Here is a 26,160-nt window from a genome sequence, read left to right as displayed (position 1 = left end):
ATCCCTGAAAATCCGACGCTTGTCTTCACATACGCGTTCCGCGCCAATTACCAAACCCCAAATCAGACATCACACAGGAGCAATCGAGGCGGCCGATCATAGCTACACCAGAGTTTGAAGGCTCCTAGCGGACTCGAGGCACTGCTCAATAGTCGGGATCGAATCCTCATAGATGAGTCCACCGGCGGTGGCATAAGAGCTCCTGATGCATTCCATGGCAGGCGAGTCAGCGCTGAAGGCGATACTGGTAGCAAGCCCCTGGGCAGGAGCAGCCGTCGACGAAAAGCCGGCCGCCTCGGAGTGGTTCATAATGTCGGTTACCAGTTCTCGGACTCCTGCGACCCCAAGATCAGCAAGCGACTGTCGAACCTCATGACTTTGGGCGAGACAGTGAATGTCGTAGTAATGCCGCCCACCTTTCCCGAGAATCGTTTCATTCCCAGAGTCGACATAGCGAGTGGCTGCGTCGTGCATGGCTGACATTTTCTCCAGCAGCGTCCTTTCTGGGCCCAACACTTCCACTTGGACCGGGGCAAACTCTGCCCAATCAGAGCTGTCCGCGTTAAGGGCTTCTCTGGCAAACTTTGAAACGATGGACTGTATCGTTACAGTCTTCACCGGCAGTTTTCCGCCGCGAACCCCCATTTCCAGCAAGACGCCCTTGGTGATGTCTCGAGCGTCGTAAGTGGTGAAAGGCGTGTAACGCATGTGTCGCTTCACGCCTTTACTCGACCCTTCGTTCCTTGTCTGTTCTTCGCCAAGGCCAAGGTGTTCGCGGACGTCGGCGCAGATTTTCTTCAACGCATTGTCTTTTGCGCCGACGGAGCAATCTTCGGGGAAGACTACCAAGATATCTACATCTTCGGAGAACCTCTTAATCAGGTCGAAGCCCTTGCTCAGGGAAGTTCCACCCTTAAAGATGACCCTCACCTCACCGACCTGCCCGTCTTTGTCGACGATCGTCCTAGGTTGAACGGTACATCGAAGCACTTCAGTGACCCAGAAATCCTTCTCGACAAAGGCCGGTTCCAGCTTTAAGTGCTCAGCAGCGCTGGAAACCAGAGCTTCCAGCTCGTCAGGATGTTGCCTAAGCAAATCGATCATGCGCTGAGTGTCGATTCGAGACGGGACCAGCGGTTACGAACGGCTGGCGGTTCCCCCGGGATTGCGTCAGTGAGATGATCACGGGCAATAATCCCATCGGCAACCGCGCTCTTCACGGCCCTAACGAGGCTCGACCAGCCAGCTTCGATTAAATTGGTATCCCTCAGAACTTCCAGCAGGCCGATCTCCTCGTAGCTCAAAAGACGTCGGAGGTCATTGGCCCTCTTGCTGAGTTTTATTCCCTTCAGGCTCGTAGCGTCACGGCTGCTAGTAGTCGCCAATTCCGCTCGCGCAGGAACCTGTGTGGTCAGTCCCCAGGCACGTGCTGCCGTAAACCCGGCTGGCCCCGTGCCCTCCAACCCAAGGACTTCCAAAGCGGTAGTCAGCTTGTCAGGAACCGCCATTCCATATCGAGTCTTTGGCCCCTTCCAGTAAAGTCCGCGGGCACAATGCACCAGGTCCCCGTTTTTAACAGCACGGGACAGTGCCGCCCGGGCAGCGTCCGGGGATCCTGGCAAGTCTGCAGGTCTGACGTAGGAGCGTTCGGCTAGATCCAAAATGAATCGGGAAGGGGATAATTCATTAGAGGTCCTCATGTCACAAAATCCTACCGAGTTTGTGACATTCGCACAATACTCAGCCATAGAAGGGTCAGCCAACATGTAACTTCCAAAGTCCGGCGATCCAAAGAAGATGATCCGACTTCTGAAGGCTTGGAAGTACAACAAAAACGTTCCCATATCTGCGTTCTACCTTGAGATGATGGGCGCAAACATGCCGCGGGGAAGCGAATTCATTATCCTATTGGACCTTTGTCTCACCCTCGAAAAGTTGGCGGAATCAGGGATGGCTACGATGAATGACCCAACCAAAATGGGCCCGCGATTCAATACTTGCTCAACCGAGACGTACCGCATAGATGCATTGTCAAAGATGCGCACCGCAGCAGAACACGCTCGAAATGCCTTCTCGGCCCAGTACGCGAGTCAACACGCGGTGGCCATCAGGGAGCTTAAGCTGCTCTTCGGTCTGTAGTAAAGATACTCGCAGCGCAAGAAGCTCTGACCATTGGGGGGTACCCCTATCACAATTAGCGGCTCCCCATTCATCACCCGACCTGCAGAATCTGGACGTGATTAGATTGACCTATGCGCCGGTTCGCCAAAGGTGCCCTGGCATTGACACGAAGAACGGACGAAATTGACGCTCGCACCACTCGACCCGGGACATCTGACGCAGCAACAGCTGGAATCCACGCTGTGGGCCGCAGCAAACGCGCTACGTGGCCCGGTCGACCCGGAGATTTCAAGGCTTATGTCTTCCCCGTCATGTTCTTCAAATGGATCAGCGACAACTGGGGCTTTGAGCACAACCTCGCTGTCCTGGACTACGGAGACAACCTCACGCCCGAGGTTGAAGCAGACCGGCATGCTTTCATCGTCCCCGGAGGCTGCCACTGGGCTGATGTCTTCGAAACCACGCAGCATGCTGGTGCGAAGCTCGATCAGGTGTTGCAGCAGTTGCAGCTTGCCTACCCTGAGTCGTTGGCCAACGTGTTCGGCGACGTGAACTGGGCCAACCAGGACCGGCTCCCACAAACCGCCTTGACCGCGTTGCTCAACTCATTCCATGGCGTGCGACTCGACCCAGACTCGGTTGGCAGCGACATGCTGGGCTCCGCATACGAATACCTGCTGCGCGAATTCGCCGAGGCATCCGGCAAGAAGGCAGGCGAGTTCTTCACCCCGCGCCACGTCGTGCACCTGCTTGTGAAATTGCTAGACCCGAAGCCAGGCGACAGCATCGCTGACCCAGCCTGTGGCTCCGGTGGAATGCTCGTTGAGACCGTCACCGCTATTAAGAAGGCCGGCGGGAACCCGCTGACCTTGAAGTTGCACGGCCAGGAGATCAACCTGACCACCAGCGCGATCGCAAAGATGAACCTCTACCTGCACGGTCTCGAGGACTACCCACCCTTAGCTCCACGCAATCCAGTACGATCATTACCGGTACTGCCGGCCGTGGTGAGACGTCGATGTGAACCAAAGAAATCGCCTGTCATGCCAGCGACAGCGCCGAGGTTCACTCGGTCGCCGGGATGAACCCGGATTTCGTCTTGGGCTTGCAGTGTGTAGACGGCACGCTGTTCGCACCACTGCTCGGTTACGCGGCTGATTGGTACCCCACGAGCTCGAACATCCGCCAGCACCTGGTCGATGGGTGTGCCCGGAAAGTTCGCCGACTCATACAGCCCGACGAAGGTTTACTGCGCAACGGCCTTCCAAGGCCAGGGCTTCAATGGACGCTGTGCCGTAGCGGGATGCGCTGTAGGCCGTGTAACCCAGATGAAGCAGAGCGTGTGTTCTGGGCCCGACGTCGAACGGCTCCCGCTTGATCGATACGCAGAATATGGTTAACGACTGGCGAATCGGGCGCAGCCCTGTTTCACCGAACGTTCATGTGCTCATCCAGCGTAGCCGTCAAGGAAAAACGATGCCGCCTCCGAAACTTCGCGGTAGCGAGATTCACGGATGGCCTTGATGGGTAGATCATAGTTGAGACGGCTGCTGGCGGAAGTGAGCCAGGAGGTAGCGACTGCCGCGGACTCTACTTCGGTGATTTGCAGTGCTTTGGTGAGCATAAAGCGGAGTCGCTCCAGAGTTGGAAACGTTGGCGTGAGCTTCCCGCTCTTCCACTTCCGCACCTGCCCTGGATCTTGGACGCCAGCCGTGGAGGCGACAAGTGACGCCGGGAGGAACTCCAACGCTTTTTCGACGACTTCCTGCGGCGACAGGGAGACGACGCTAATTTCGAATGGTTCCGGGGCGATACTCATGTCCCCGCTCCGTTCTTTTCCGTGTTCCCGGGCTTCCAACATACAAAACAGGACCTTCCTGATCAATGATTACGCCTGTATTTCGTCTTCCTTGATCTCCCTATTCGCCTTCGATTAACTCGTCCAGATCTGAAGTTAGGTGCGTCGCGCTTCGATAGAGCGCTCCAGTGCCAAGGTACCACCATTCGCCATTGCTTTCAGTTCGCACTATTGACGGATACATATGCTGGGGTCTCGCTGAGTATTTAGGCGTCTGCTAGGGCCGCCTACCTGCGGCCAAGGCGCTCCTTGAACGAGTTCATCGTGACCATCCTGTCTGGGCACGACCTAGTAGCGGTCTTGCTGGTGTTTGCCTTCGGATTCAACAATGCTGAATTCCGCGAGGGTGACGCTTGAAACAATCGAAAAACTTGATCGAGGATACGAAGACGTTCAAGCAACATGAAATGCTAAGCATCATGCTCGCGCCTTTAGCATGCTGCTGAGGTTCGACCTAACGGATCTGCACTTTGACTAGATATACCGGATGCTCGAATCAAAAGGCCCAGACCCACCGGGCAGGTGGGCGTCCACGGCCAACGGGAGCGGATTCCTTTTTGGCCAGCCGTTTATCCCCCGCAAGTTTTCGGCCGATATTAGCTACGTCCGGCTCACGTCCAGCGGTCGCGGCCAGCTCCTTGGTTCGTGCGATAACGTCAGCGGTGCTGAACTCCTCCCCCAACAGCGCACGGGTTATCGATGCGTTTACCCATAAGGCATCCAGTACAACGCCTGCGGTGTGGGTGATGATTGCATTGTGGTCAAAGGGAAGCTCTGGGAGGTCGGTCACTTCTGCGATACGAACTCGCTCGTCGACCGGTAACAAATCAAGGATCACTGCTCGGGCGATAGAGAGTGTTGGGCCACGTTCATCGCGTTCGAAGTCGTCAAAAACTCCGGCATCCAGTGTGGGGTGCCCGCGGGTTGCACCGATTTTACTTTGCAATGCACGGTCCACTGCTTCGTCAATTCGTTCGTTGGCGTTCAGCAACACTCCTGGAAGTGCCGCCTGTCCGGCGCAAGGATCCCAGCCTCGGATTCCGAGAACCACATGCAGCACGTCATCATGAACGATAAAGGGAACGGTGTCGATGGAAACCAGTGGCTGATTTGGCATAGTACCCATCTTAGAGATCGCGCCAGTCGGTATCCACTCGCGACTGGGCCAAGAAACTGACCGCTCCCAAACTTGTATTTCAGCGACCAATCGACGAGTGACGATGATCTTCACTCCGGTACAGACAAGGAACGACTAGAATTCATTGTCAATGATTCTCTCCCCCTAGCGCTGCATGCTGTAGCGGTCCGCCATCGTTTTTGAGCGTATCGTGCCAACCGCGTGCCTCAGCAAGAGCATGTGCTCCGACCGCCGTGGCACCCAACAAGATAAATTCTGGTCTACCGCAGCGATAGGCGCCCAATACGCTGAGGCCATTCCGGGATGTTTGAGATACGTCTTCCAACGAAATCGACGAAAATCTAAACTGTAGGTACTGCAGGATCGGAGCGCATCATGCCAACATTCAAAAGTGGAGATCTCACCAATAAGAGCGACAACCTCAACCGCGTGAGCGAGGTATTGCGTCGGGAAGGATTTGACCTAACCGCCAGCGAAGTCGGCGAATTCCTCCTGCTGGCGCAAGAGAAAACCACTCTGGGTCGCTTATCCACCGCCATGGTCCACATGCCAAGTCGTGTGCAGCCCGCGCTGGCGCGAGCGGCACAGGCCACGGAAAACGTCTACAAGTCCATCGAGGATGAGTTTGGTCTGCTAAGCAGCAGTGAGGTTGCCGAGCTTCTGGGTTCCAAATCGAAGAGTTCCTCCGCCAGATCGCTAGCCAACGACATGCGTGGCCGCGGTGAGTTGCTCGCATTCCGCCGGCTCAATAAGTTCGCTTATCCAGGTTTTCAGTTCGATGCAGAGCGAGGGCAAGTCAGGCCACTGGTCAAAAAGCTACTTCAGGTGGCCGATAGTTTGGACTGGGCTCCAGAAGACGTAGTGCTCTGGCTCATGTCACCAACGACGTATTTCGATGATGAGTCGCGCCCCGTAGACCACTTCGATTCTGAACTGGATCTCGTTATCGACGTGGCGCGCCGTGCATGGGCAGTCAGCTGGTGAAACCGATTCCGATTCTCGTTCCTGATCCGGTCTTTCCATTCGATGCGATTGGCCTCAATCTGCCGGCAGGACGGGAACTGTTTCGAGTGCACTCCAGCTCTAGAAATGCTCATGAGTTCAATCCCGGATACGGTGCACCAACCAGGTTCGCCTTTTTCGGAAGTCCACCGGTGCCCGTACTCTATGCCGCCGAAACAGCAGACGCGGCTATTGCCGAAAGCCTTTTGCATGATGTGCCCCTTCAAGGAGGCACATTGGTACCGAAGGTATACCGCAACAAACGCATGTCTAGATTATTTGTACAGCGTGAACTGCATCTGGCGTCTTTCATGGGCAACGGGTTGCGACGCCTAGGACTGGCAGCGGAACAGATCACTTCCACCAGCGCCTTCCATTACGACCGCACCGTGCTATGGGCTTCGGCTGCGTATGCGGCAGGATTTGACGGAATCTTCTACATGAGTCGCCAGTGCAACTCGGATCGTGCATATGTATTCTTCGGCAACAGGGCAAATGACGCATTCCAAGTCGATCAGGCGTGGCACTGGACCTTTGATGACCCGCGCGGTGGACTGCCAGAGCTGATTACGCTGTGCAACGCGCTGAAAGTCGAAGTTCTCGTGAGATAACCGAATCATGCCGCCAAACTATCGGTGGCGGTTGATGCACTTGTACCTCATTGATCCTGGACATGCCCCCGGAACTTCCATGAGCGCAAAGGCTCGACCAAACCGAAACTGCATTGCCCTTTGGCAGCATTTATATGGACATTGGTCGTGTGATGGCCACGTAGACGGTACCGCGTTCGTCCCTCGCTCACTAAACAGGCTGGTGCTGCGGTCTAAGGCCAAAGCCGGCAACGAGTTCAGATAACAATAGGTGCTTGCTTCAAGCCGTTGAGAGTTCATTATCTAACGCTTTACAGGTATAACAAGGGGCACCCACCAAGCAGGATACCCGACCTCAACCTCGCAGTTTGAGCCGGGTATCTTGCACTGATTTGATCCGCGCCCTTAGAACCAGCCTCGCCACGATTCCATCATTAACCATGGATGACCAGCACTCGCGGCCTTGCGCCGCTAACGCAGATTTCCGAGTACTTCCCGAACATCTTGGAATGACTGGATCTTCAAAAACGCCCCGTCTTTCCACACCGGCTCCAGGAGCGACTTGGCCTCGGTCTGAGCGTCGGCTTGTTCGCTGAGATACAGCTCGCCGGCGGTGTCACGCAGGACTGCCAGTCGGCCAGTAGCTGACTTTTTCATGCCGCTATCCGTCACCGGATCTTTCAGCAAGTTGTACTCCTTGCCGTCGATCCGTGCCCACGTCGCCTTGACCGCCGATGAAAAGGTATCCCGGGTGACGTACTGGTAGGTGTATGAACCAACACCGAACACCACATTCGACGCAGCGAATCCGTTGGATTCAAGTCGACCAATAATGTCCTTCGCACGCTCAGGGGTGATTGAGTCTCCGTAGATCAGCCCAACATGCGGATCAAGCACTTTGAGTCCCGCTTGGTTGATGCTCCCGCCGAAAACGTTCCACAGAAGCTGGATAGCACCGAAGTACTCGGGGTTGGTAATGGCTGATGCGCCTTCTTCCAATTCCGCCACACTTTGATTGGTTCGCGTCCCGCAGATGATGTCAGCAGGATCTCCCGAGTCCGGGCGGATCACCAATTTGCCATCGCGAGCCAGGATTTGGTCTTTCAGGGCCGGCAAAATCTCGTTAAGCACGGTCCACAGGTTGAAGGTGTCGCTGACAACCGAAACGATTCCCTTGGGGTGCACCTCCAGGATGCGTTCGAAGGTCGCCTGCTCGGTTTCTTGGGCGATTCCTGCGCACATCACCGAGTGTTCGGTGGCAGGAACAGAGCCGAGAATCTGGCCGTTGTCTCCCGGGTAGTAACGATTCACCCAATCGATGGTGGCCAGCGAGTCCGAACCAGTGAACGAAAGCAGGTGGCCCGCACCAGAGGCTTGCGCAGCCGCAGTACCCGACATGCCGCGGTACGAGAAATCGTGTAGCTGCCTGTTCACGCCGACCTTGTCGCTGCACTGCTTGTCTGCGGCGTCATCCAGAATGCTTCGGTAGTAGTCGGCAATCGTTGCCGAGGTCGACGGGTGCCAGATGGCCGCTGACAAAACGGTTTCAATGTAATTGACCAGCCAGAAGAATTCAGGGCGGGTGTTTTCAACGGTCAGGGTTGGGACACGTAATGGGACGCGGGTTCCCTCGGGCAGCGAACGGAAAATCAATGGCAGGTAGCCAAGCTGGTGCAAGGCACGGATGTGGTCAACGGCAATGCCGTGCTCCGGGCCGAGAATTGAAGCCAGCGTTGTTTCATACTCGGCGATTGCCTCATCTTCATCGGCGGCGAAGAAGGGTGCAAACGCGTCGATGCAGTATGACTGCAAAAAGGCTTGCAAGCCGAAGTGCACTACGTGATCCACGCCCTCGATGCGTGAACCGCGATTGGTGTAGTTGGAGAGAATTCCGGTAGTTCCTGCCGGGTAGAGTGCGCGGTGTCCGAGTTTGTAGGCATCGGTCTCGAACAATGGTGCGGTAACTGCCGGCGTGGTGCGGGTCAGGGTGTTCATGGTGGCTCCTAGTTCGCGAAGATTGAGCTGATGGGGGCGATGTCTGCATTCACTTCTGGATTAGTGTGCCCAGGGTGCGAATCGGTGGTGAGGATTGCTCCGTAGTGGTTCCGGAGTTCCCCGGCGGCTTTGGAGAAGATTCCGTGGCTGACCCAGAGATCCAAACGCTCCGGGCCAAGACCCGTCGCCGCCGCGAGTCCGCGGAAGGTTCCACCGCCGTCACAGATGTCGTCTACGACGAGTAATCGTCCTTCGTTCGGAAGGTCCTCACAAGCGAATCCGGTGAGCTTGCCGGTGGCGAAATCACGGACTTTGGAAGCGCGAATCACTGGAAGTTCCATGGCCCGAGCAGCATCCGTGGCTCGCTGGACCGCGCCGGCGTCCGGCGCAATGATTCCTACATAGCCACGACCCGCGGTGTGCGCGGCAATAGCGGCCGCCGAGGAAACAATTTTTAGGTTGTTAATCAGTGCTGGCATCACCGGTGAGTGGGGGTCAAAGCAGATCACTTCATCAGCTCCCATGGCATTGATGAGATTTGCGTAGACCAAGGCTCCGAATGGTTCACCACGGTCAGCGCGAGCAGCTGGCAGATAAGGAATGTGAGCGGCAACGTGCTCAGCACCTTGGCGCTTCGCATAGTCAATCCACAAGGCGGCTTTCAGGTAATCATTCACATCTGAACCAGAGACCACAACATGGGTGGGCATCTGCTCGCCTGCAGCTGGACCCGGCTTCAGGTGGTGTTCTCCACCTGGGAAGCTGAAGAACTCAACATCCGAGTAGACGCTGAAACCGGCCGAAACTTTTGCGTATACCTTGATCATGGTTCAAGCGTAACACAATAAAAGTCATTTGATGTTTATTGACTTCTTTTGGAGATGGAGGACACATTCCACGTATGGCCACCGTCCGCGCCTCTAGTCTCCGTTGACAGTCCTCATTGGCCACGCAGGCGGCTAAACTTACCTTCTCCCCTAGCTTCAACTTCCCCTCATGGTCCACGTGGCGAAGCTAAAATCGGGAAAGTTGAATCATGGACAAGGCAATTAGCTGCTCCGCTCAGTGAACCGCGTAGACTAACAAAAACAGCTGGAAAAGTATGACCGACCAAGTCAGCTGTCAAGGAATTAGTGGAGTTTCGGTTCGTCCGCGATCACGGGTTCCTCTGTTGGTCTCGAGAGTCCCGGACCTAGCGGCGCCTAGCCTGTGTCGACCATAGGTTGAAGCAGGACTGGCTTACATTGAACCGATGAAAAGAAAGTGGGTCCGCACCCCGTGAATCGAAGCCTTCCTCGTCGTATAGCGAAGCAACGCACTCCACGTCGCGTGCCTGCAATCTTTCGATTCATACAAGATGGAGCGGTTATCGAGGCGCCCGCCGAACCAAGTGCGACTTCAGTGCTTGAATTCGCTGAGTCCGGCGAGAGCCGTGTTGGATTGGGCATCTACCCAGCCCCGAATCTTGAAGACATCCAGCAATTGGCCGAGTCATGGAACCTTCACCCCGTGCTCGTAGAAGACCTCCTCCACGCCGGCCAGCGCCCCAAGCTTGAACGCTACGGAAACGTGACACTCCTGGTAGTACGTTCTGCCCTCTATCTAGATGCTGCCGAAGAGGTAGAGCTGTCAGAGTTTCACGTATTGCTTCGCCCAGGTGCCATCGCCATCCTGTGCCAAGACAATCGCTGGGTCGACGGCACTCCCGGACGAGATTGGGCCGACGGAATTGGTAGTGCACACGACATCCTGGACAAGCAGCTGCTGGCAAACCCTGCCCTACTTCGCCTGGGTGCCGAAGCGATTCTCTATCGCTTACTCGATGAGATTGTTGACGGATACGTACCTACCTTGCAAGGCCTGGGTATCGACAAAGAACAGATCGAGTTGCAGGTATTCAGCGGCGATGCGGCGGTCACCGAACGTATCTACCGGCTGAGCCAGGAAGTGATCGACATGCAGCACGCAACCGCTTCGCTCGGTGAGGTTGTGCGGTCACTTGCATCTGGGTTCTCCAAATACAATGTCCCCGGCGAACTGCAAACCTATCTCCAGGACGTCTCCGACCACCTCACCCGCGCTCACACGCAAACTCAAGAGTACCGAGACGCCCTCTCCCAGATACTCAATGTGAATTCAACATTGGTCGCGCAGCGCCAAAATGAGGACATGAAAAAGATCTCGGGATGGGCCGCAATTCTATTTGCTCCGACGCTCATCGCGGCCGTCTACGGAATGAACTTCGATAACATGCCAGAGCTTCACTGGGCGCTGGGTTATCCGGTAGCAATCGCGGCAATGGTCGCATTCGCCGCAGGGCTCTATGGTGTGTTCAAGTGGAGAAAGTGGTTCTAATGGACAAGATTGATTTCAAAAAGTCAGATGCTTATCGCGCGTCTGCCAGTTTCAAACTCGTAGACATTCAACCCAGTCAGTACCTCATGGTTGATGGACATGGCGATCCCAATTCCGCACCTGCCTACCAAGCCGCATTAGAAACCCTCTATCCTGTGGCTTACAAAATGAAATTTGCCAGCAAACAGGGTGGGCGGGATTACGTGGTGCCGCCACTCGAAGGACTGTGGTGGGCCGAGGAGATGGATTCTTTTACTACTTCACGGGACAAATCCCAATGGGATTGGACCATGATGCTTTTGGTTCCAGAGTGGATAGGCCAGAATGACTTTCAGCAGGCCTTGGATACGGCACAAAAGTCAGGTGCGCTACCCGCCGGGGACAAAATACGATTAGAAAACCTCGCAGAGGGTTCGTGTATTCAAGTTCTGCACGTGGGTTCATATGATGCAGAAGGGCCGGTTTTAGCTCGAATGCATCAATACATCACCGACCAGTCCATGACGCTTGCCGGAAAACATCACGAGATTTACCTTTCCGATCCACGCCGAGTTCAACCAGAGAAGCTACGGACTATTCTGCGCCAACCGGTTGTCCCTACCGTCTAGAAAAGCCACGCGAAAACATCTGGGAGTAAGTCATGAGCGTCGTCCTCACACCACAAAGTAAAGTTGCCGAAGTCCAAGCGGCCCTCGCCGAGCTGGAAGACCCCCGTATGCGAGCGGTCAATGAAAAATACGGCGACGACCTCGGAGTAAACCTCACCAAGCTTCGCGCGCTGGCAAAGGCGCTGAAAAGCAATCAAGAGTTAGCCGCTGAGCTCTGGGCAACTGGTGACACTGCAACGCGCTTGGTAGCTATCTTGATCAGTAAACCACGCCTGTTCACCCTTGAAGAGCTAGAGCGTTGGCTTCGTGAATCTCGCGTTCCAAAGGTGCAGGGCTGGTTCGTGAACTACGTTGTAAAGAAGAACAAGAATCTAGAGGAACTACGACGTGTCCTGATGACCGACAAGGATCCGGTCGTTGCCAGCGCGGGCTGGGAACTGACGGCACATCAGGTCGTCAAGGCGCCGGAAAATCTTGATCTTCCAGTGTTGCTGGATACCGTGGAAGCAGAAATGAAGGAAGCACCCGAGCGGTTGCAATGGGCCATGAACAACACGCTGGCTCAGATCGGCATTGAGCACGAGCCACTTCGCTCGCGCGCACTGCAGATCGGAAACGAGCTGCAAGTTTTGGCTGACTATCCAACCTCCCCTGGATGCACCTCACCGTTTGCGCCAATCTGGATCAACGAAATGGTCAAGCGCAAGGCCGGTTCCTAGTATCAAGTCGGCAAGGCAGAAGACACAGAGACACGAAAGAAAACACAAGAGCCAGGGAATCGCAAAATTAGTAGGCACAAGTAAATGTCCATGTTGGTCTGTATTGTGATCACAGATCAGCTTAGTCGCCCTATTGTCGGCAACGAGAAATAATGCTGCCAGACATACAGAAATCCCCCGACCGTTGGCCGGGGGAATCTGATCAAAATTTGTAAAGCATGTCACGACTCATCTGTAAACGATGTCTCGACTCTTCACATTTGTGGAGGTAAGGGGATTCGAACCCCTGACCTTCTGCATGCCATGCAGACGCGCTACCAACTGCGCCATACCCCCAAAAGGATTGCCACCTGATCAGGCAACTCATTAATCATAAATGAATTTCCGAATCAGATGCAAATCCTTAGTTACCGCTACGACTTGCTGTCGCTGACAGGCAGTTCGATGACCGGGCAATCAGCCCATAGGCGTTCCAGAGCATAGAAGACGCGGTCTTCCTGGTGCTGAACGTGAACAACAACGTCTCCGTAGTCCAGCAGCACCCAGCGCCCCAGGCCGAAGCCTTCACGGCGTACCGGACGCAGGTCGAACTTCTCGATGACCTTAGCCTGGATCTCATCCACGATTGCGTTCACCTGCGGCTCTGAGCCACCTGAAACAATCAGGAAGGCATCGGTGATGCCCAAACGTTCGGCCACGTCAAGTGCGACCATATCCTCGGCAAGTTTATCTCCGGCGGCCAGTGCCGCGGTATGCACGAGGGCAATTGAGTCTGCGTGTGCGCCCATGAAGTTGGGTGTCTCCTTTTGGAAGGGATGGATCAAGGACTTAATTGTCCTATAAAAATTAGTTGGTCAACAACATGATCAGCCCGGCTACCAAAGCCGCACCGCCCACGCTCAGGGCAACGATCATGGCGATGAGCATGTTGTTTGCACGGCGAACACCATGTGTCTGCACGTCAAGCGGCTGCAAGCCCTGAGCATTAACAGCATCAATACGAGGCAGTTCAACCTCGCTCGCCTCAGGCTTTGGCGCCACAGCGGTGGCTGCTGCTTGCTTGGCTACAGCAGGTTCCTTGGCGGCTGGCTTCGGTGCTGGTTTAGCGGCCGGTGCGGGCTTTGCCGCAGGTGCCGGCTTAGCTGGTTCTTTGGCCACCGGCTTCGGCGCCGGCTTTGCAGCTGGCTTTGGTGCCGGTTTTGCGGGCGCGACCGGCTTAGCGGGAGCCTTGGCTGCTGGTTTTGCAGCTGGCTTCGGTGCCGGTTTTGCAACAGGCTTGGCGGCATCCTTCGCCGCAATCTTCCCCTGGGAATCCAGGGACAGCGAGACGCTTTCAGTCTTAGGACCAGAGACACCAGTTTTGGCGATCCGATCTTCAACCTCACGGATGTTGCCCATGGCCCCGGTGAAGGGATCCGAAGCAACCTCTTCCTTGCCCTGCTTGGAGTTCTCAACACGCAGGCGTTCGCGTTCGGCGGCGCGCCGCGAAATAATGGCAGCGCGTGCCGCCATTTCACGCTGATGCGCGAGCACTTCGAGATCTATTTCCGAGTCGTCTTCACCGAGCAGGTTGGGATCTACTGGCGACTTAGGATCGTGTGCACGTCGTGCGGCCAACGCGTCTTCGACGCTCATGACCGTGGTGTCTGGAGAATTCTCCGTACCTGGAGTTTTCGCTGGTTTGGCTACTGGCGCTGGTTTGACCGGTGAGTTTGATTTGTTCTGGTCTGCCAGTGCCTGCAGGCGAAGCTGCCGACGAGTTAATGGTTTCGGCTCATCCGCCGGTTCAACCGTAGGAACGTGGCTTGTTAGAGCTCCAACTTCTTCCTGGAGGCGGCGACGTTCGCGCAAGGCTTCGCGATCTCTGGCTCGCCGCAGCGAGGCGCGCTCCCCCAGCGTTTCCTGCTCATCTGCTGGTGCGTTTAAGGCAGGCTTGGCTGACGCAGCAGTGGATGGTGCCGGTTTTGGCTGAGCAGGCTTATTCGACGTGTTTTTAGCTGGCTCCGTCTTTGCCGTTTCCGGCTTGGCAACCGCTGGCTTTGCAGGTTGGGCTTTGGGCGCCGGCTTTGCCGCTGGTGCTTTGGCAACGGGTTTCGGAGCCGGTTTGGCAGCTTCGGGCTGAGCTGCAGGTGCCACCGGAGGTTTTGGTGAGGCCGGGGCGGCAGTTTTCGGTTTTACGTCCGGAGCAGGTTTAGCAGCCGGTGCGGAAGGTGCTTTAGCTTGAGCATCCGCCTGCTTAACAGGGGCAGCTTTTGACTCTGCAGGCTTCGAGGCAGGCGAAGCCGGCTTGGGTGCCTGTTTGCCGGGGGTGGCGTCAGCTTTGTCATCCGCCTGTTCTTTGGCGGCTTGTTCTGCCTGGCTGTTAGCGAGCTGCGCCTCCATTTCGGCGCGTCGCTTTTCACGCAATGCCCGCCTGCTGGACACTGGCTGCGAGTTATCGCTCATCTGGTGCTACTCCCGACCGCATAGACAAATACCGTCACCTTAACTGATTATGCCGTGTATTACGACCCAATGTGAGGTTACGACTCGGTATAGAGCCCATATTTTGCAATGTACTGCACCACACCGTCCGGTACGAGGTACCAAACCGGCTTATCCTCGGCGACCCTAACACGGCAATCGGTTGAGGAAATGGCAAGTGCAGGAATTTCCAACTGGGAAACGTTCTCACGGCCCAGATCCGCAATGACATACCCGGGACGGCTCACACCGACAAAGTGCGCAAGGTCCCAGACCTGGTCAATGTCGCGCCAGCTCATGATCTGGCTCATGGCATCCGCGCCGGTAATGAAGAACAATTCGGCGTCCGGCCGCTGAGCACGGAGGTCAAGCAAGGTATCGCGGGTGTAGGTGGCGCCCACACGGTCGATATCCACCCGGCTCACGGTGAAGCGCGGGTTGGACGCGGTTGCGATTACCGTCATCAAATACCGGTGCTCGGCGTCGGTGACACTGCGGTCGGCCTTCTGCCAAGGTTCGCCGGTGGGCACAAACACCACTTCGTCCAGGTCGTACTCTGCAGCAACTTCGCTGGCGGCAACCAAGTGGCCGTTGTGGATGGGGTCAAAAGTACCGCCCATCACGCCGAGGCGCAATGGGCGGTTCTTGACTTGTTCGTCCGCCAAGATTAGTGGTGCTCTTTGTGAGTCTTGAACTGGCGGTGCTCATCAAAATCATCAGGCTTGATTTCGTGACGCAGGCCAACGTTGGTGTAGGACACCGTGACCAACAACAGCAGCATAAATGCCACAAAGATGCCGCCACCGATGATCAGGGCCCAGGTATGCGAATCCAAACCAGTGGTGCTTGCGGCTCCGGAAGCCAAAATCAGCGCGTTCAAGATAATTCTCCAGTTGTTTTCCTCGGAGCCCGCCGGTTCCGGCGTGATGCCGGAACGGTGGCCCGAAAGGTCACGGTACGTTCTTCTACATGGTACCGAATATGGCGGTCAGAAACTATTTACGCACGTGCCCATCACCTTGAACGATCCATTTGGTGGTCGTCAATTCGGCCAGGCCCATGGGTCCGCGGGCATGCATCTTCTGTGTCGAGATCCCGACCTCGGCACCCAGCCCCAGCTGTCCACCGTCGGTGAAACGGGTCGAGGCATTAACAATCACCGCCGCTGAATCAATTTCAGCGATAAAACGCTCCGAATTACGCAGCGAGGAGGTGATAATTGCCTCGGTATGGCCGGTGGAGTAGGTACGGATGTGATCCAACGCCTGGTCCATGTCATCCACGACCTTAACCGCAAGATCCAGGTCGAGGTATTCGTTGGCCCAATCGTCCTCCCCCGCGGCAACTGTGGCAATCTTCGGGACCAGCGCGGCTGCACGCTCTTCGGTATGCAGGGTCACCCCAGCGGCGGACAACGCCTGCAGCACTCCGGCGGCGGCTGCGGAATTCTGGTGGACCAGCAGGGTCTCTACGGTGTTGCAGACACTGGGACGCTGGGTTTTGGCGTTCAGCAGGATTTCGGTGGCCATCTCAAGGTCGGCACTCTCATCCAGGTAGATATGCACGTTGCCTTCACCGGTTTCAATCACCGGAACCTTGGCGGTGGTCACCACACGCTGAATCAGTTCACGTCCGCCACGTGGAATGAGCACGTCGATCTTGCCGCGCGCACCCATCATGGCGTCGGCGCCCTCGCGCCCGAATTCATCCACCGAAATCACGAGGTCTCGGGGCAACGACACTGATTCCAGGGCGTCGCGGATAAAACCGACAAGCGCCAAGTTTGAATTCAGCGCCGCCGAACCGCCGCGCAGCAGCACCGCGTTGCCGCTCTTGAGCGACAGGCCGGCAATGTCCACGGTGACGTTGGGTCGGGCTTCATAAATGGTGCCGATAACACCCATGGGAACATTCACCTGGCGCATCCTCAGACCGTTGGGCAGGGTTTCGCCACGGACCACCCGACCCACTGGGTCCGGCAGGCCCGCCAGTTCCTGCAGGGCGGCAATCAGCGAGTCGATCCGCGGGTTGTCCAGTTTCAGGCGGTCGAGCATCGCCGCCGAGGTCCCGTTGGCCTTCCCGGCCTCCAGGTCCTTGGCGTTCGCGGCGATGATCCCTGCACGATTGTTGTTGATGGACGAGGCAATGGCTTTTAGCGCCCGGTCCTTCCAATCGCGGTTGGCGCGGGCCAGCACACGCGAAGCGCGGCGGGCGCGGTCCGCCAGTTTGTGCACGGCAACGTCGGTTTCTGAAACTGTGAGGGTCATGAACCCATTGTAGTTTCCATCCCCTAGATCAATGCCAAGTCATCGACATGTACTACGGGTTTTTCGTAACCTTCGCCGAGGGCGGAAAGCAATTTGGAGGTGGAACGCCCGAACATTGCCGGAAGCTCCAGTGCCGCGTAGTTCACCAGCCCGCGGGCCACCACGGTACCGGAGGCATCACAGATCTCCACCGCATCCCCGGCTTCAAAGTCCCCGGTGGCGGCGGTGATCCCGGCGGCGAGCAGTGATTTTTCACCGCTGCGGATGGCGCGCACGGCCCCCGCGTCAAGCATCAACCGGCCGTGGGCCACCGCCAGGTGCGCCAACCAGACATCACGGGCCGAACGGCGGGTGTTGCGTGCGGCGAACCAGGTTCCCACGTCTTCGCCCGCCAGCGCGCACGCCGCGTTATCCGTGGAGGTGACCAGGGCTGGAATGCCGGCGGAGGCGCTCAGGGTGGCCGCCTGGACCTTGGTGATCATCCCGCCGGTGCCGACCGAGGTGCCGGCGCTGCCCAGGTCAATGGAGCTGATCTCATCCGGGTGACCGACCAGGGCAATCCGGCTGCCGCCCTGGGCAGGGTGCGCGTCGTACACCGAATCCACGTCGGAGAACAGCAGCAATGCGTCGGCCTTGACCAGGTGGGCCACCAGGGAAGCCAAGCGGTCGTTGTCACCGAAACGGATCTCATGGGTGGCCACCGTGTCGTTTTCGTTCACGATGGGAAGCACCCCGAGGTTCAGCAGGCGCACCAGGGCGCGCAGCGCGTTGGTGTAGGTGGTTCGGCGCATCAGGTCATCTGCGGTAAGCAGCACCTGCGCGACGGTAATCCCCTGCTGCGCGAACTGCGCGGTGTACTGTGCCAGCAGCAGTCCCTGGCCCACCGAGGCGGCGGCCTGCTGGGTAGCGAGGTCCTTGGGCCTCTTGGCCAATGCCAGCGGGGCCAGGCCGGCGGCGATGGCGCCGGAGGACACCAGGACCACCTCGGTGCCCGCGGCCACGGTTTTGGCCAAGGTATCCACCAGGAATTCCAGCCGTTCTTGGGAGATCCCGCCTTCAACCGTGGTCAGCGAGCTTGAGCCAACCTTGACGACAAGGCGTTTGGCTTGGGGCAGCTGGGCGCGAGAGGTTACCGCAGAGAGTGTTTTGGTGGTGTTCACTGTTCTTCCTGGGCGCGCTGTTTCGCCTTGCGTTCGGCGGCCTTTGCATGCACCGACTCGGTCCAGATTCCCGCGCGGCGCTCGGCTTCAAGCTCGTCACGGGCCGCGGCCTTGGCTGCCTTGCGGTCCTCGTGCTCGGCGCGCTTTTCCTCACGGGTTTTGCGGTCGCCGCGATCTTCCAGGCGGATGTCCTCACCGCGGCGGCTGCCAAGCAGCTCTGCCCCGGCGGCCATGGTTGGCTCCCAGTCGAAGACCACGGAGTTCTCCTCGGCCCCAATGACCACTGCGTCGCCCGGCTTGGCGCCTGCCTTGAACAGCCCGGTCTCCACCCCGAGCTTGGCCAGGCGGTCTGCCAGGTAACCCACCGCTTCGTCATTGCGGAAGTCGGTCTGCATGATCCAGCGCTCGGGCTTCTCGCCAATCACACGCCACAGCGGTTCAAGGTTCTGCTCTTCGCGGCGGATGAAGAATTCTTGTTTGTTCACCGAGCGTGGACGGATGATCGGAACCTCAACGGGCGGAGCTTCGACGGTGCGTGAGGCGCGGGCCTCTTCAACCAACTTGGCCATGGCAAAGGTGAGCTCGCGCAGGCCCTCGCGGTTCAGTGCGGAGATGTCGAAGACGCGGTAGCCGCGGCTTTCAAGTTCGGGGCGCACAAAATCGGCCATGTCCGCACCGTCGGCCATATCCACCTTGTTCAAGGCCACCAGCTTGGGGCGCTCAACCAGTGGAATGATGGTGCCGTCGGTCCCGGCGAACGTCGAGTCGGCCTCGTAGTTGGCCAGTTCCGCCTCGATGATCTCCAGGTCGGAGATCGGGTCGCGGTCCGATTCCAGCGAAGCGCAATCAAGCACGTGGACAATTGCCGCGCAACGCTCAACGTGGCGCAGGAACTCATGTCCCAGCCCCTTGCCTTCCGAGGCGCCGGGGATCAGGCCAGGCACGTCGGCTACCGTGAAACGGACTTCGCCGGCCTGCACAACACCCAGGTTGGGAACCAGGGTGGTGAACGGGTAATCGGCGATCTTCGGGCGCGCTGCGGAGACTGCGGCGATCAACGAGGACTTGCCGGCCGAGGGGTAGCCCACCAGTGCGATGTCGGCCACGGACTTGAGCTCCATGACCACGTCCTGCTCCTGGCCTGGAATGCCGAGCAGCGCGAAGCCTGGAGCCTTGCGCTTGTCGGAGGAAATCGCGGCGTTGCCAAGGCCGCCCTGGCCGCCTGCCGCGACGAGGAACTCGTCGCCAACGTTAATCAGGTCGGCGAGGATATCCCCGTCACGGGTTTTGATGACGGTACCCGTGGGAACACCCAGGATCAGGTCTTCACCCTGCTTGCCCGGGCGCAGTCCGCCCTTGCCGGGTTCGCCGTTGCCTGCCTTGCGGTGCGGCAGGTGGTGGAAGTCGAGCAGCGTGGTGACCTGCGGGTCAACGCGCAGCAAGATATCGCCGCCGTCTCCCCCGTTGCCGCCGTCCGGGCCGCCCAGTGGCTTGAACTTCTCACGCTTAATGGACACACAACCGTGACCACCGTTGCCTGCGGTGGCATGAAGGGTAACGCGATCAACGAATGCAGCCACGGGGCCATCTACTCCTAGAAAAGGGGTGCGAACTTCTGTCCGCTTAAAAGTCTATCTACGCACGCAAGGGGCGGACCGGAATCGGCCCACCCCTTGTGTACTAAAAATGTTGTTGCTTGCCTAAATTAGGCAGCAGCCACAATGTTCACCACGCGGCGACCACGACGGGTGCCGAACTCGACTGCGCCAGCAGCCAGAGCGAACAGGGTGTCATCCTTGCCGCGGCCTACGCCAGCACCTGGGTGGAAGTGGGTGCCACGCTGGCGAACGATGATTTCGCCTGCCTTGACTTCCTGACCACCGAAGCGCTTTACGCCTAGGTACTGTGCGTTGGAATCGCGACCGTTGCGAGTGGAACTCGCACCTTTCTTATGTGCCATGATTTAGCCTCTTTCGCTACAAAAATTGGATAGTACGAACGCCTAATTAGGCGATCGAGGTGACCTTGACCTTGGTCAGAGCGGCGCGGAAACCCTGGCGCTTCTTGTAACCGGTCTTGTTCTTGTACTTCTGGATAACGATCTTCTGACCGCGAAGGTTTTCAACAACCTCGGCGGTGACCTTGACCTTAGCCAGGTCGGCAGCGGCGGAAGTTACCTTCTCGCCATCTACCAGCAGCAAGGCAGGAAGCTCAATGGAGCTACCTGGGGCAGCCTGAAGACGGTCAACGGTGATCAGGTCTCCAACGGAAACCTTTTCCTGGTGGCCGCCTGCGCGGACAATTGCGTACACCACGTGGGTACTCACTTCTACTCGACGTTTATTGTCTTACCGGCGCAGAGATCAACCCACAAACCCATAAAGGTTCGTTTCGCAGGGATCTCATGCGCTTGTGCCTTGACGCCGAGCGGACCAAAAGTCCGTGATCTTGGCGTTTAGCACCGATCAACTAGATTACGCTAGTCCACACCACTGGGGCAAATACAAACTGCCCCAGTGGGTGAACCGTGACCAAGTTCATCTATTTCAGTTCGCGAACCGGAACTCCGACACCGAACATCACCGGCGCGCCGGTGGGCTCAGCTGGCTTTTCAGCCCGTGAACTGGTGGAATCCATCTGAACTACCGAACCGGTAGCAGCGGATACCTCGACCACTTCAACCGCCGCGTTCGCATCGCCCTGGACCGAGGTGGCCCGGCGGCTGCGCCGTTTTGGTTTGGTGGAACTCTGTGGGGCTGCCTCGCTAGCGGCGGCAACCTGCGGTGCCGGCTGCTCGATAACGGGAGCCTGGGAGGCCGGCAGCGCCAGACCGGTCAAGACCGGCTGCTGCGCGGCGGCCTCGCCCTGCGGGCGGGAGGCCCGGCGTGAGCGGCTGCGAGCGGGCTTGCTGGCAGCCTGCTCTTCAGCGGCTGCCGGCTCGGCTGCCAACTGCGGCTGCTCGTCGGCCAGCGCCTCGCTGCCCTGCTGCTCGTCCTGGGCGCGATTCCGGCCCCGGGAACGCGAACGGCGGCGTGGTTTGCGACCGGCCTCAGACTGATCGCCTGGCACTTCACCTTCGGGCAGCAACGCTTCCAGCGATTCCAAGGTCACCGCAGGGGCCGCTGGCTCAGCCTGGACAGGCTTTGGCATTGGCACCGAGTCCCCCTCGATCTTCACGGCCTGTTCGGCCGGATGATCCAGATGCGAAGCCGCGGCGATGTTCGCCAGAGCGTGACGGGTTGCCTCGGACTTCTCCTCAACAACCTCGGCGGTCTCCTGCTCGGCCGGCTTGTGCTCGTCCTTCTCCGTACCACGGCGACGACGGTTGCGTGCTGGCTTCTCAGCGAACTTCTTGGTGTGGCTTTCACCCTGCGCATTAAATGACTTGCGCATTTCAACCGGCTCTTCGTGGGTGATCACACCGGCACCGTCACAGTGCTCGCACTGTTCGCCGAATACCTCCAGCAATCCGGTGCCCATGCGCTTGCGAGTCATCTGCACCAGACCCAGCGAGGTGACCTCGGCTACCTGGTGTTTGGTGCGGTCACGGCCCAAGCACTCAACCAGGCGGCGCAGCACCAGGTCGCGGTTGGATTCCAGCACCATGTCGATGAAGTCGATGACGATGATTCCGCCGATGTCACGCAGGCGCAACTGGCGGACAACCTCTTCGGCCGCTTCCAAGTTGTTTTTGGTGACGGTCTCTTCCAAGTTGCCGCCGGAACCGGTGAACTTTCCGGTGTTCACGTCGATCACGGTCATGGCTTCGGTGCGGTCGATGACCAGCGAACCGCCGGATGGCAAAAATACCTTCCGGTCCAAGGCCTTGGCGATCTGCTCGTCAACGCGGTAGTTGGCGAAGATGTCTTCTTCCTGCTCCCACTTCTCCAAACGACCCATGAGATCCGGTGCCACATACATGACGTAGGCCTCAATGGTGTCCCAGGCCTGTTCGCCGGAGACAATCAGCTTGGTGAAGTCTTCATTGAAGACGTCACGCACCACCTTGATGGTGAGATCCGGCTCCGAGTACAGCAGTTCCGGTGCCAAGGTTTTGGTGGAGCTTGACTGCTCTTCAATACCTTCCCACTGGGCGCGCAGGCGATTGATGTCATTGGTCAGCTCCTCTTCCGAGGCGCCTTCCGCTGCGGTACGCACAATCACACCGGCGTTCTCCGGCAGGTGGTCTTTCAGGATCTTTTTCAGACGCTGGCGCTCAACATCGGGGAGCTTGCGCGAAATACCGGTCATGGAGCCACCCGGTACGTACACCAGGTAACGACCGGGCAGGGAGACCTGGCTGGTCAGGCGGGCACCCTTGTGGCCCACCGGGTCCTTGGTGACCTGCACCAAAACCGAGTCTCCGGCCTTCAGCGCGTTTTCAATACGGCGCGGCTGGCCTTCAAGACCGGCGACATCCCAGTTGACTTCGCCGGCATACAGCACCGCGTTGCGTCCACGTCCGATGTCCACAAAGGCGGCTTCCATGGAGGGAAGCACGTTCTGCACCTTGCCCAGGTAGACGTTGCCGATCAACGAATCCTGCTGGGTTTTGGATACAAAGTGCTCTGCGAGCACCCCGTCTTCCAGAACACCGATCTGGATCCGGTCCTCGCGCTGGCGCACAATCATCTTGCGCTCAACGGACTCGCGGCGGGCCAAGAACTCGGCCTCGGTGATCACCTGGCGGCGGCGACCGGTCTCCCGGGATTCACGGCGGCGCTGACGCTTGGCTTCCAGACGTGTTGAGCCTCGCACCGAGGTGACCTTGTTGTTCACACTCGACTGGCTCTCCACCCCGGCGCGCGGCGCACGCACACGGGTGATGGTGTTTGGTGGATCGTCCTGCGACCCACCCTCAAGTTCAAGATCGACATCCCCACGGCGGCGACGACGGCGACGGCGCGAGGTGACGTCCTCGTCCTCGGTTGCCTCTTCAGCCTCTTCACGTGGTTCGGTGCGTGGTTTTTTGCTCACGGCCTGTGCCAGCACCGAGTGAGCCGACTCGGGAATCGCAAACGGATTCATGATCATGCTGCTGCCGTGCTCGGCCAAGAGTGCACCGGTACGGTCTTCTGGCTCGGTGTGAGCCTCGGCTTCGATCGCCGCTTGGGCAATTTCCTGCACAGCCTGCAACGAGTCACCGCTCGGCACCGTCTCTACCGATGCGTCAAGCGGCGCCTTCTCAAATGCGGCGTGTTCGACTGGCTGCTGCTCGCTAGGCGTATTCACGGTGTCATCCGCTGCCGCGCCACGAGTATTCTGGGCGCGCCGATCCGCCTGACGGTTGGCGCGTTTTCCGGAATCAGGGGTGGAGACCTGGGTACGGCGGGTGGCCCGCCAGCGATACTGGGTCTCTTCGACCCCGGCGGCAGCGTTGAGTTCTGCCAACGTCATGGCTCGGCGCAGTGGGCGAGCCGGAGTGGTGGAAACCTGGGTACGGCGGGCACGTGTTGAACGATTGCCTCGCTTATTTCCCTGCGCCCCACCCTTTCGTTGATTTGATGCGCTCATTTAGATTCGCGTACTCCTATTAATGTCCCGCTACGGCATCCTCCACAGACGGCGCCTTAGCTGAAACTACATTCATTACGTGTTGCTCGGCCCACTTCAATGAGTCAGCCGGACACAAAAGCTCTATATTTTCCGCAAGTCCTGACATCCTAGGTTCAAGTCATCGAACCCGGCACAAAACTTGCGGCTCAACGAGGCCCTTTCAAACCAGCTGCTTTCCTTTGCAGCCCTTCGATCCGCGGTCTTCCCTCGGGAGGCGCACATAATGGGCACTCAACCGAAGCGATGCATCGCCTGACGATCTGTCGTTTCGAAAGTCTCTTGTTGGGTTGAAAGCAGACTGTGGATCCGCGAACAACCATTCCCATTCTCTCATATTTAGTTCACATCGCGTTCATGGGCACATATCAGTTGCACAGAAAAGCTTCCTAGGATGAAAAACGAATAAGGCGGAGAGATCCGCTTCCCTAGGTACAAATGGATATAGTCAAAGCATGGTCTCATCACTTGAAAATCAACAGACCCCGGGCGTGTTGCCCTGGTGGGCGCGCGATCGCGGGTTCGGCCTGTTTATCATTGTCACCGGCTTTATTGCCTGGCTCGCTGCCGGAACCCTGGTTCTAGAGCGGATCGAACTGTACAAAGACCCTGACTACGTCACCAGCTGTGACGTTAATCCCTGGATTTCCTGTGGCACGGTCATGAAGACCGAACAAGCTGGAATCTTCGGATTCCCCAACCCGTTCTTCGGGATCGTGTGTTTCGCCATCGTGGTCACCATTGGTTTCGCCCTGCTGGCCGGGGCAACTAAGCTGCAGCGCTGGTTCTGGATTTGTTTCCAGGTGGGAATCACCGCGGCCTTCGGTTTGGTCATCTGGTTCTGGACTCAAGCACTGTATGAAATCAACGCCCTATGCCTGTACTGCATGATCGTGTGGACCATGATGATCCCGCTGTTCGTCTTCACCACAGGCAGGAATGTGCTCAACGGGGTGATCCCCGCACCAGCAGGTGTCAAAAAGCTCTTCCGCGAGTGGAGCTGGATCATCACCGCGGTCTTGTGGCTGCTGGTTGCCGCCTCGGTAATCCTGCGATTCCCGAACGCGTTCTTCGGCTAGCAATGGGCAGCGTGTCCACACGCCGTCTCACCTTGGGGATCATCGCAGTTGCGATGGTCCCCCTTGGTTTAAGTGCACGGTACCTAAGCCACGGACTTGCAGCCGACCTTTCAGGCGGCCTGCTCTACGCCGTACTAATCTACATTCTGTTCGCGATTCTTTCGCCCAAGCGTTCGCCGCTCATTCCGGCGGCTCTAGCCGGCCTGTGGTGTTTCGGAATTGAGTTCCTTCAGCTCACCAATCTCCCAGCGCAGATCTCCACCGCCTTCCCCGCAGCGCATCTGATTTTCGGGTCATCTTTCGCCGCGCTGGATCTACTCGCTTACACCGCGGGAATCCTCATGGCACTGTGGATCGATCGACTCCTGCTTAAACGTGCCGGAACACCCGCAAAGCACTCACCATAGTCATCGGCGTGTCTCGCCCCGATACAAGGTCTCCATAATCGCAGCATGTCCTAGCCACAGCGTGTTTTTCAACTGACCCCGGAAGTGGATTTGGCACCTGAACTCACCGGATGCGTTAAGGCCAGCAAGGTAGATTGGGTTCATGGCCAGTGATATATGGAACACAGAAAACGCTCAAGACTACGGAATTAATCTTCTCATTTCTGAGCACATCCGCCTGCGCGAATTGCAAGATGAAGACCTCCCAATCCTGACCGCATGGTGGAACAGCCCGGAGTTCATGGCCCTGCAAGGTTCGCTGGTCCTCCCCCATCCTGGCACCGAAGCAGCCGAGTTATTTAAGGGCCGCAGCCTGAACCGGGGCACCACCGACGGGGTGGGGCTGTGCATCACCCTGCCCGACGATACGTTGATCGGCCACACCGCGCTTCACAATTACAATGCGCCGGCGCGCTCAGCCGAACTGATGATCATGATTGGCGGGTCAAATGTTGGCCAGGGCTATGGCACCATGGCGACCAAGATGATCATAGACTTCGGTTTTCGCGAAATGGGCCTGAATCGAATCGGCCTGAGCGTCTGGGCCTACAACGAACGCGCGCTGCGTACCTTTGCCAGTTCTGGATTCCGCGAAGAGGGACGCGAACGTCAGGCAGGGTTCCATGATGGCCAGTTCCATGATCGCATCATCATGGGTTTGTTAGCCTCCGAATATTTCGGGCCACGCGTGTAGCCTCTCTCTGCTCATCCCAGGGTATTAACAACTCACTACTGAGCTGGGAAAAGATCATACTCACGGTGTTGATCAACCAGTCGTTCAATTCACTAGCCTATTGTTGGAGCTA

At 57.8% G+C, this 26,160-nt stretch carries 24 protein-coding genes and 1 tRNA gene; 9 read left to right on the top strand and 16 right to left on the bottom strand.

The features are described from left to right. Window positions 1-102 precede the first annotated feature (102 nt). Complete coding sequence (locus tag ACIOWL_RS12315; RefSeq protein ID WP_400385349.1) at window positions 103-1,104, bottom strand: nucleotidyl transferase AbiEii/AbiGii toxin family protein; 1,002 nt, start codon at window positions 1,102-1,104, stop codon at window positions 103-105. A 1,178-nt stretch (window positions 1,105-2,282) separates the two neighbouring features. Between ACIOWL_RS12315 and ACIOWL_RS12310 the strand changes: the two genes are divergently transcribed. Beyond that, a complete protein-coding gene (locus ACIOWL_RS12310; RefSeq protein WP_400385346.1) occupies window positions 2,283-3,206 on the top strand; it encodes a class I SAM-dependent DNA methyltransferase in 924 nt (307 codons plus the stop codon). 362 nt (window positions 3,207-3,568) lie between these two features. Here ACIOWL_RS12310 and ACIOWL_RS12305 read toward each other — a convergent pair whose 3' ends face one another. Together ACIOWL_RS12305 and ACIOWL_RS12300 are read right to left on the bottom strand one after the other, a co-directional pair. After that, window positions 3,569-3,940 (bottom strand): hypothetical protein, encoded by a 372-nt coding sequence (locus ACIOWL_RS12305; protein ID WP_400385344.1) that lies wholly within the window; start codon window positions 3,938-3,940, stop codon window positions 3,569-3,571. Window positions 3,941-4,475: 535 nt separating this feature from the next. Further along, window positions 4,476-5,096 (bottom strand): hypothetical protein, encoded by a 621-nt coding sequence (locus ACIOWL_RS12300; RefSeq protein ID WP_400385342.1) that lies wholly within the window; start codon window positions 5,094-5,096, stop codon window positions 4,476-4,478. A gap of 396 nt (window positions 5,097-5,492) precedes the next feature. Here ACIOWL_RS12300 and ACIOWL_RS12295 point away from each other — a divergent pair, with 396 nt between their 5' ends. After that, window positions 5,493-6,101, top strand: coding sequence for a hypothetical protein (locus ACIOWL_RS12295; RefSeq protein ID WP_400385339.1), 609 nt, complete (start codon window positions 5,493-5,495; stop codon window positions 6,099-6,101). Next, the gene (locus ACIOWL_RS12290) at window positions 6,083-6,730 is read left to right on the top strand and encodes an RES family NAD+ phosphorylase (protein ID WP_400385337.1); all 648 of its coding nucleotides are present in this window, start codon (window positions 6,083-6,085) and stop codon (window positions 6,728-6,730) included. Before ACIOWL_RS12295 ends, ACIOWL_RS12290 begins: the two co-directional genes overlap by 19 nt. A 450-nt stretch (window positions 6,731-7,180) precedes the next feature. Here ACIOWL_RS12290 and ACIOWL_RS12285 read toward each other — a convergent pair whose 3' ends face one another. Both ACIOWL_RS12285 and ACIOWL_RS12280 read right to left on the bottom strand, forming a co-directional pair. Continuing rightward, window positions 7,181-8,704, bottom strand: coding sequence for a nicotinate phosphoribosyltransferase (locus ACIOWL_RS12285; RefSeq protein WP_400385335.1), 1,524 nt, complete (start codon window positions 8,702-8,704; stop codon window positions 7,181-7,183). Window positions 8,705-8,712: 8 nt separating this feature from the next. Continuing rightward, entirely contained in the window at window positions 8,713-9,531 is an 819-nt protein-coding gene (locus ACIOWL_RS12280) for a phosphoribosyltransferase family protein (RefSeq protein ID WP_400385333.1), read from the bottom strand. Window positions 9,532-10,105: 574 nt separating this feature from the next. Between ACIOWL_RS12280 and ACIOWL_RS12275 the strand changes: the two genes are divergently transcribed. From ACIOWL_RS12275 to ACIOWL_RS12265, 3 genes are read left to right on the top strand one after another with little or no spacing between them, the layout of a single operon-like run. After that, window positions 10,106-11,059: a magnesium and cobalt transport protein CorA gene (locus ACIOWL_RS12275; RefSeq protein WP_400385330.1), complete on the top strand. Its 954-nt coding sequence runs from the start codon at window positions 10,106-10,108 to the stop codon at window positions 11,057-11,059. Next, entirely contained in the window at window positions 11,059-11,667 is a 609-nt protein-coding gene (locus tag ACIOWL_RS12270) for a GyrI-like domain-containing protein (protein WP_400385327.1), read from the top strand. Before ACIOWL_RS12275 ends, ACIOWL_RS12270 begins: the two co-directional genes overlap by 1 nt. 32 nt (window positions 11,668-11,699) lie before the next feature. Then, on the top strand, window positions 11,700-12,386 hold the full coding sequence (locus ACIOWL_RS12265; protein WP_400385325.1) for a DNA alkylation repair protein: 687 nt from the start codon (window positions 11,700-11,702) through the stop codon (window positions 12,384-12,386). A gap of 263 nt (window positions 12,387-12,649) precedes the next feature. Here ACIOWL_RS12265 and ACIOWL_RS12260 read toward each other — a convergent pair. From ACIOWL_RS12260 to ACIOWL_RS12210, 11 genes are all read right to left on the bottom strand, one after another. Next, window positions 12,650-12,722: transfer RNA gene (locus ACIOWL_RS12260), tRNA-Ala, on the bottom strand. A gap of 77 nt (window positions 12,723-12,799) precedes the next feature. Beyond that, the gene (rsfS, locus tag ACIOWL_RS12255) at window positions 12,800-13,174 is read right to left on the bottom strand and encodes a ribosome silencing factor (RefSeq protein WP_400385322.1); all 375 of its coding nucleotides are present in this window, start codon (window positions 13,172-13,174) and stop codon (window positions 12,800-12,802) included. A 58-nt stretch (window positions 13,175-13,232) separates the two neighbouring features. Next, window positions 13,233-14,831, bottom strand: coding sequence for a hypothetical protein (locus ACIOWL_RS12250; RefSeq protein ID WP_400385319.1), 1,599 nt, complete (start codon window positions 14,829-14,831; stop codon window positions 13,233-13,235). A 77-nt stretch (window positions 14,832-14,908) separates the two neighbouring features. Continuing rightward, window positions 14,909-15,514 carry a nicotinate-nucleotide adenylyltransferase gene (gene nadD, locus ACIOWL_RS12245; protein ID WP_400385316.1) on the bottom strand — a complete coding sequence of 202 codons (606 nt, stop codon included), beginning with the start codon at window positions 15,512-15,514 and terminating at the stop codon, window positions 14,909-14,911. A gap of 2 nt (window positions 15,515-15,516) precedes the next feature. Then, window positions 15,517-15,729 carry a hypothetical protein gene (locus ACIOWL_RS12240; protein ID WP_400385313.1) on the bottom strand — a complete coding sequence of 71 codons (213 nt, stop codon included), beginning with the start codon at window positions 15,727-15,729 and terminating at the stop codon, window positions 15,517-15,519. A gap of 115 nt (window positions 15,730-15,844) precedes the next feature. Continuing rightward, entirely contained in the window at window positions 15,845-17,116 is a 1,272-nt protein-coding gene (locus tag ACIOWL_RS12235) for a glutamate-5-semialdehyde dehydrogenase (protein WP_400385310.1), read from the bottom strand. A gap of 23 nt (window positions 17,117-17,139) precedes the next feature. Continuing rightward, complete coding sequence (proB, locus tag ACIOWL_RS12230) at window positions 17,140-18,276, bottom strand: glutamate 5-kinase (RefSeq protein WP_400385307.1); 1,137 nt, start codon at window positions 18,274-18,276, stop codon at window positions 17,140-17,142. Beyond that, window positions 18,273-19,856, bottom strand: a complete 1,584-nt coding sequence (gene obgE / locus ACIOWL_RS12225) for a GTPase ObgE (RefSeq protein WP_400385304.1) — start codon at window positions 19,854-19,856, stop codon at window positions 18,273-18,275. Before obgE ends, proB begins: the two co-directional genes overlap by 4 nt. 125 nt (window positions 19,857-19,981) lie before the next feature. Next, a complete protein-coding gene (rpmA, locus tag ACIOWL_RS12220; RefSeq protein WP_022875303.1) occupies window positions 19,982-20,236 on the bottom strand; it encodes a 50S ribosomal protein L27 in 255 nt (84 codons plus the stop codon). 46 nt (window positions 20,237-20,282) lie between these two features. Next, window positions 20,283-20,591: a 50S ribosomal protein L21 gene (gene rplU / locus ACIOWL_RS12215; protein WP_047119274.1), complete on the bottom strand. Its 309-nt coding sequence runs from the start codon at window positions 20,589-20,591 to the stop codon at window positions 20,283-20,285. Between the two features lie 226 nt (window positions 20,592-20,817). Continuing rightward, a complete protein-coding gene (locus tag ACIOWL_RS12210; protein WP_400385300.1) occupies window positions 20,818-23,790 on the bottom strand; it encodes an Rne/Rng family ribonuclease in 2,973 nt (990 codons plus the stop codon). A gap of 494 nt (window positions 23,791-24,284) precedes the next feature. Here ACIOWL_RS12210 and ACIOWL_RS12205 point away from each other — a divergent pair, with 494 nt between their 5' ends. From ACIOWL_RS12205 to ACIOWL_RS12195, 3 genes are all read left to right on the top strand, one after another. Then, window positions 24,285-24,908, top strand: a complete 624-nt coding sequence (locus ACIOWL_RS12205) for a vitamin K epoxide reductase family protein (RefSeq protein ID WP_400385297.1) — start codon at window positions 24,285-24,287, stop codon at window positions 24,906-24,908. A gap of 11 nt (window positions 24,909-24,919) precedes the next feature. Beyond that, window positions 24,920-25,315, top strand: a complete 396-nt coding sequence (locus ACIOWL_RS12200) for a DUF2809 domain-containing protein (RefSeq protein ID WP_400385294.1) — start codon at window positions 24,920-24,922, stop codon at window positions 25,313-25,315. Window positions 25,316-25,457: 142 nt separating this feature from the next. Then, window positions 25,458-26,048 (top strand): GNAT family N-acetyltransferase, encoded by a 591-nt coding sequence (locus tag ACIOWL_RS12195; protein ID WP_400385291.1) that lies wholly within the window; start codon window positions 25,458-25,460, stop codon window positions 26,046-26,048. Window positions 26,049-26,160: the final 112 nt, after the last annotated feature.

The sequence above is a fragment of the Glutamicibacter sp. NPDC087344 genome (genome assembly GCF_044744225.1).
Taxonomy (GTDB): domain Bacteria; phylum Actinomycetota; class Actinomycetes; order Actinomycetales; family Micrococcaceae; genus Glutamicibacter.
This window is presented reverse-complemented; position numbering and strand designations above follow the sequence as displayed.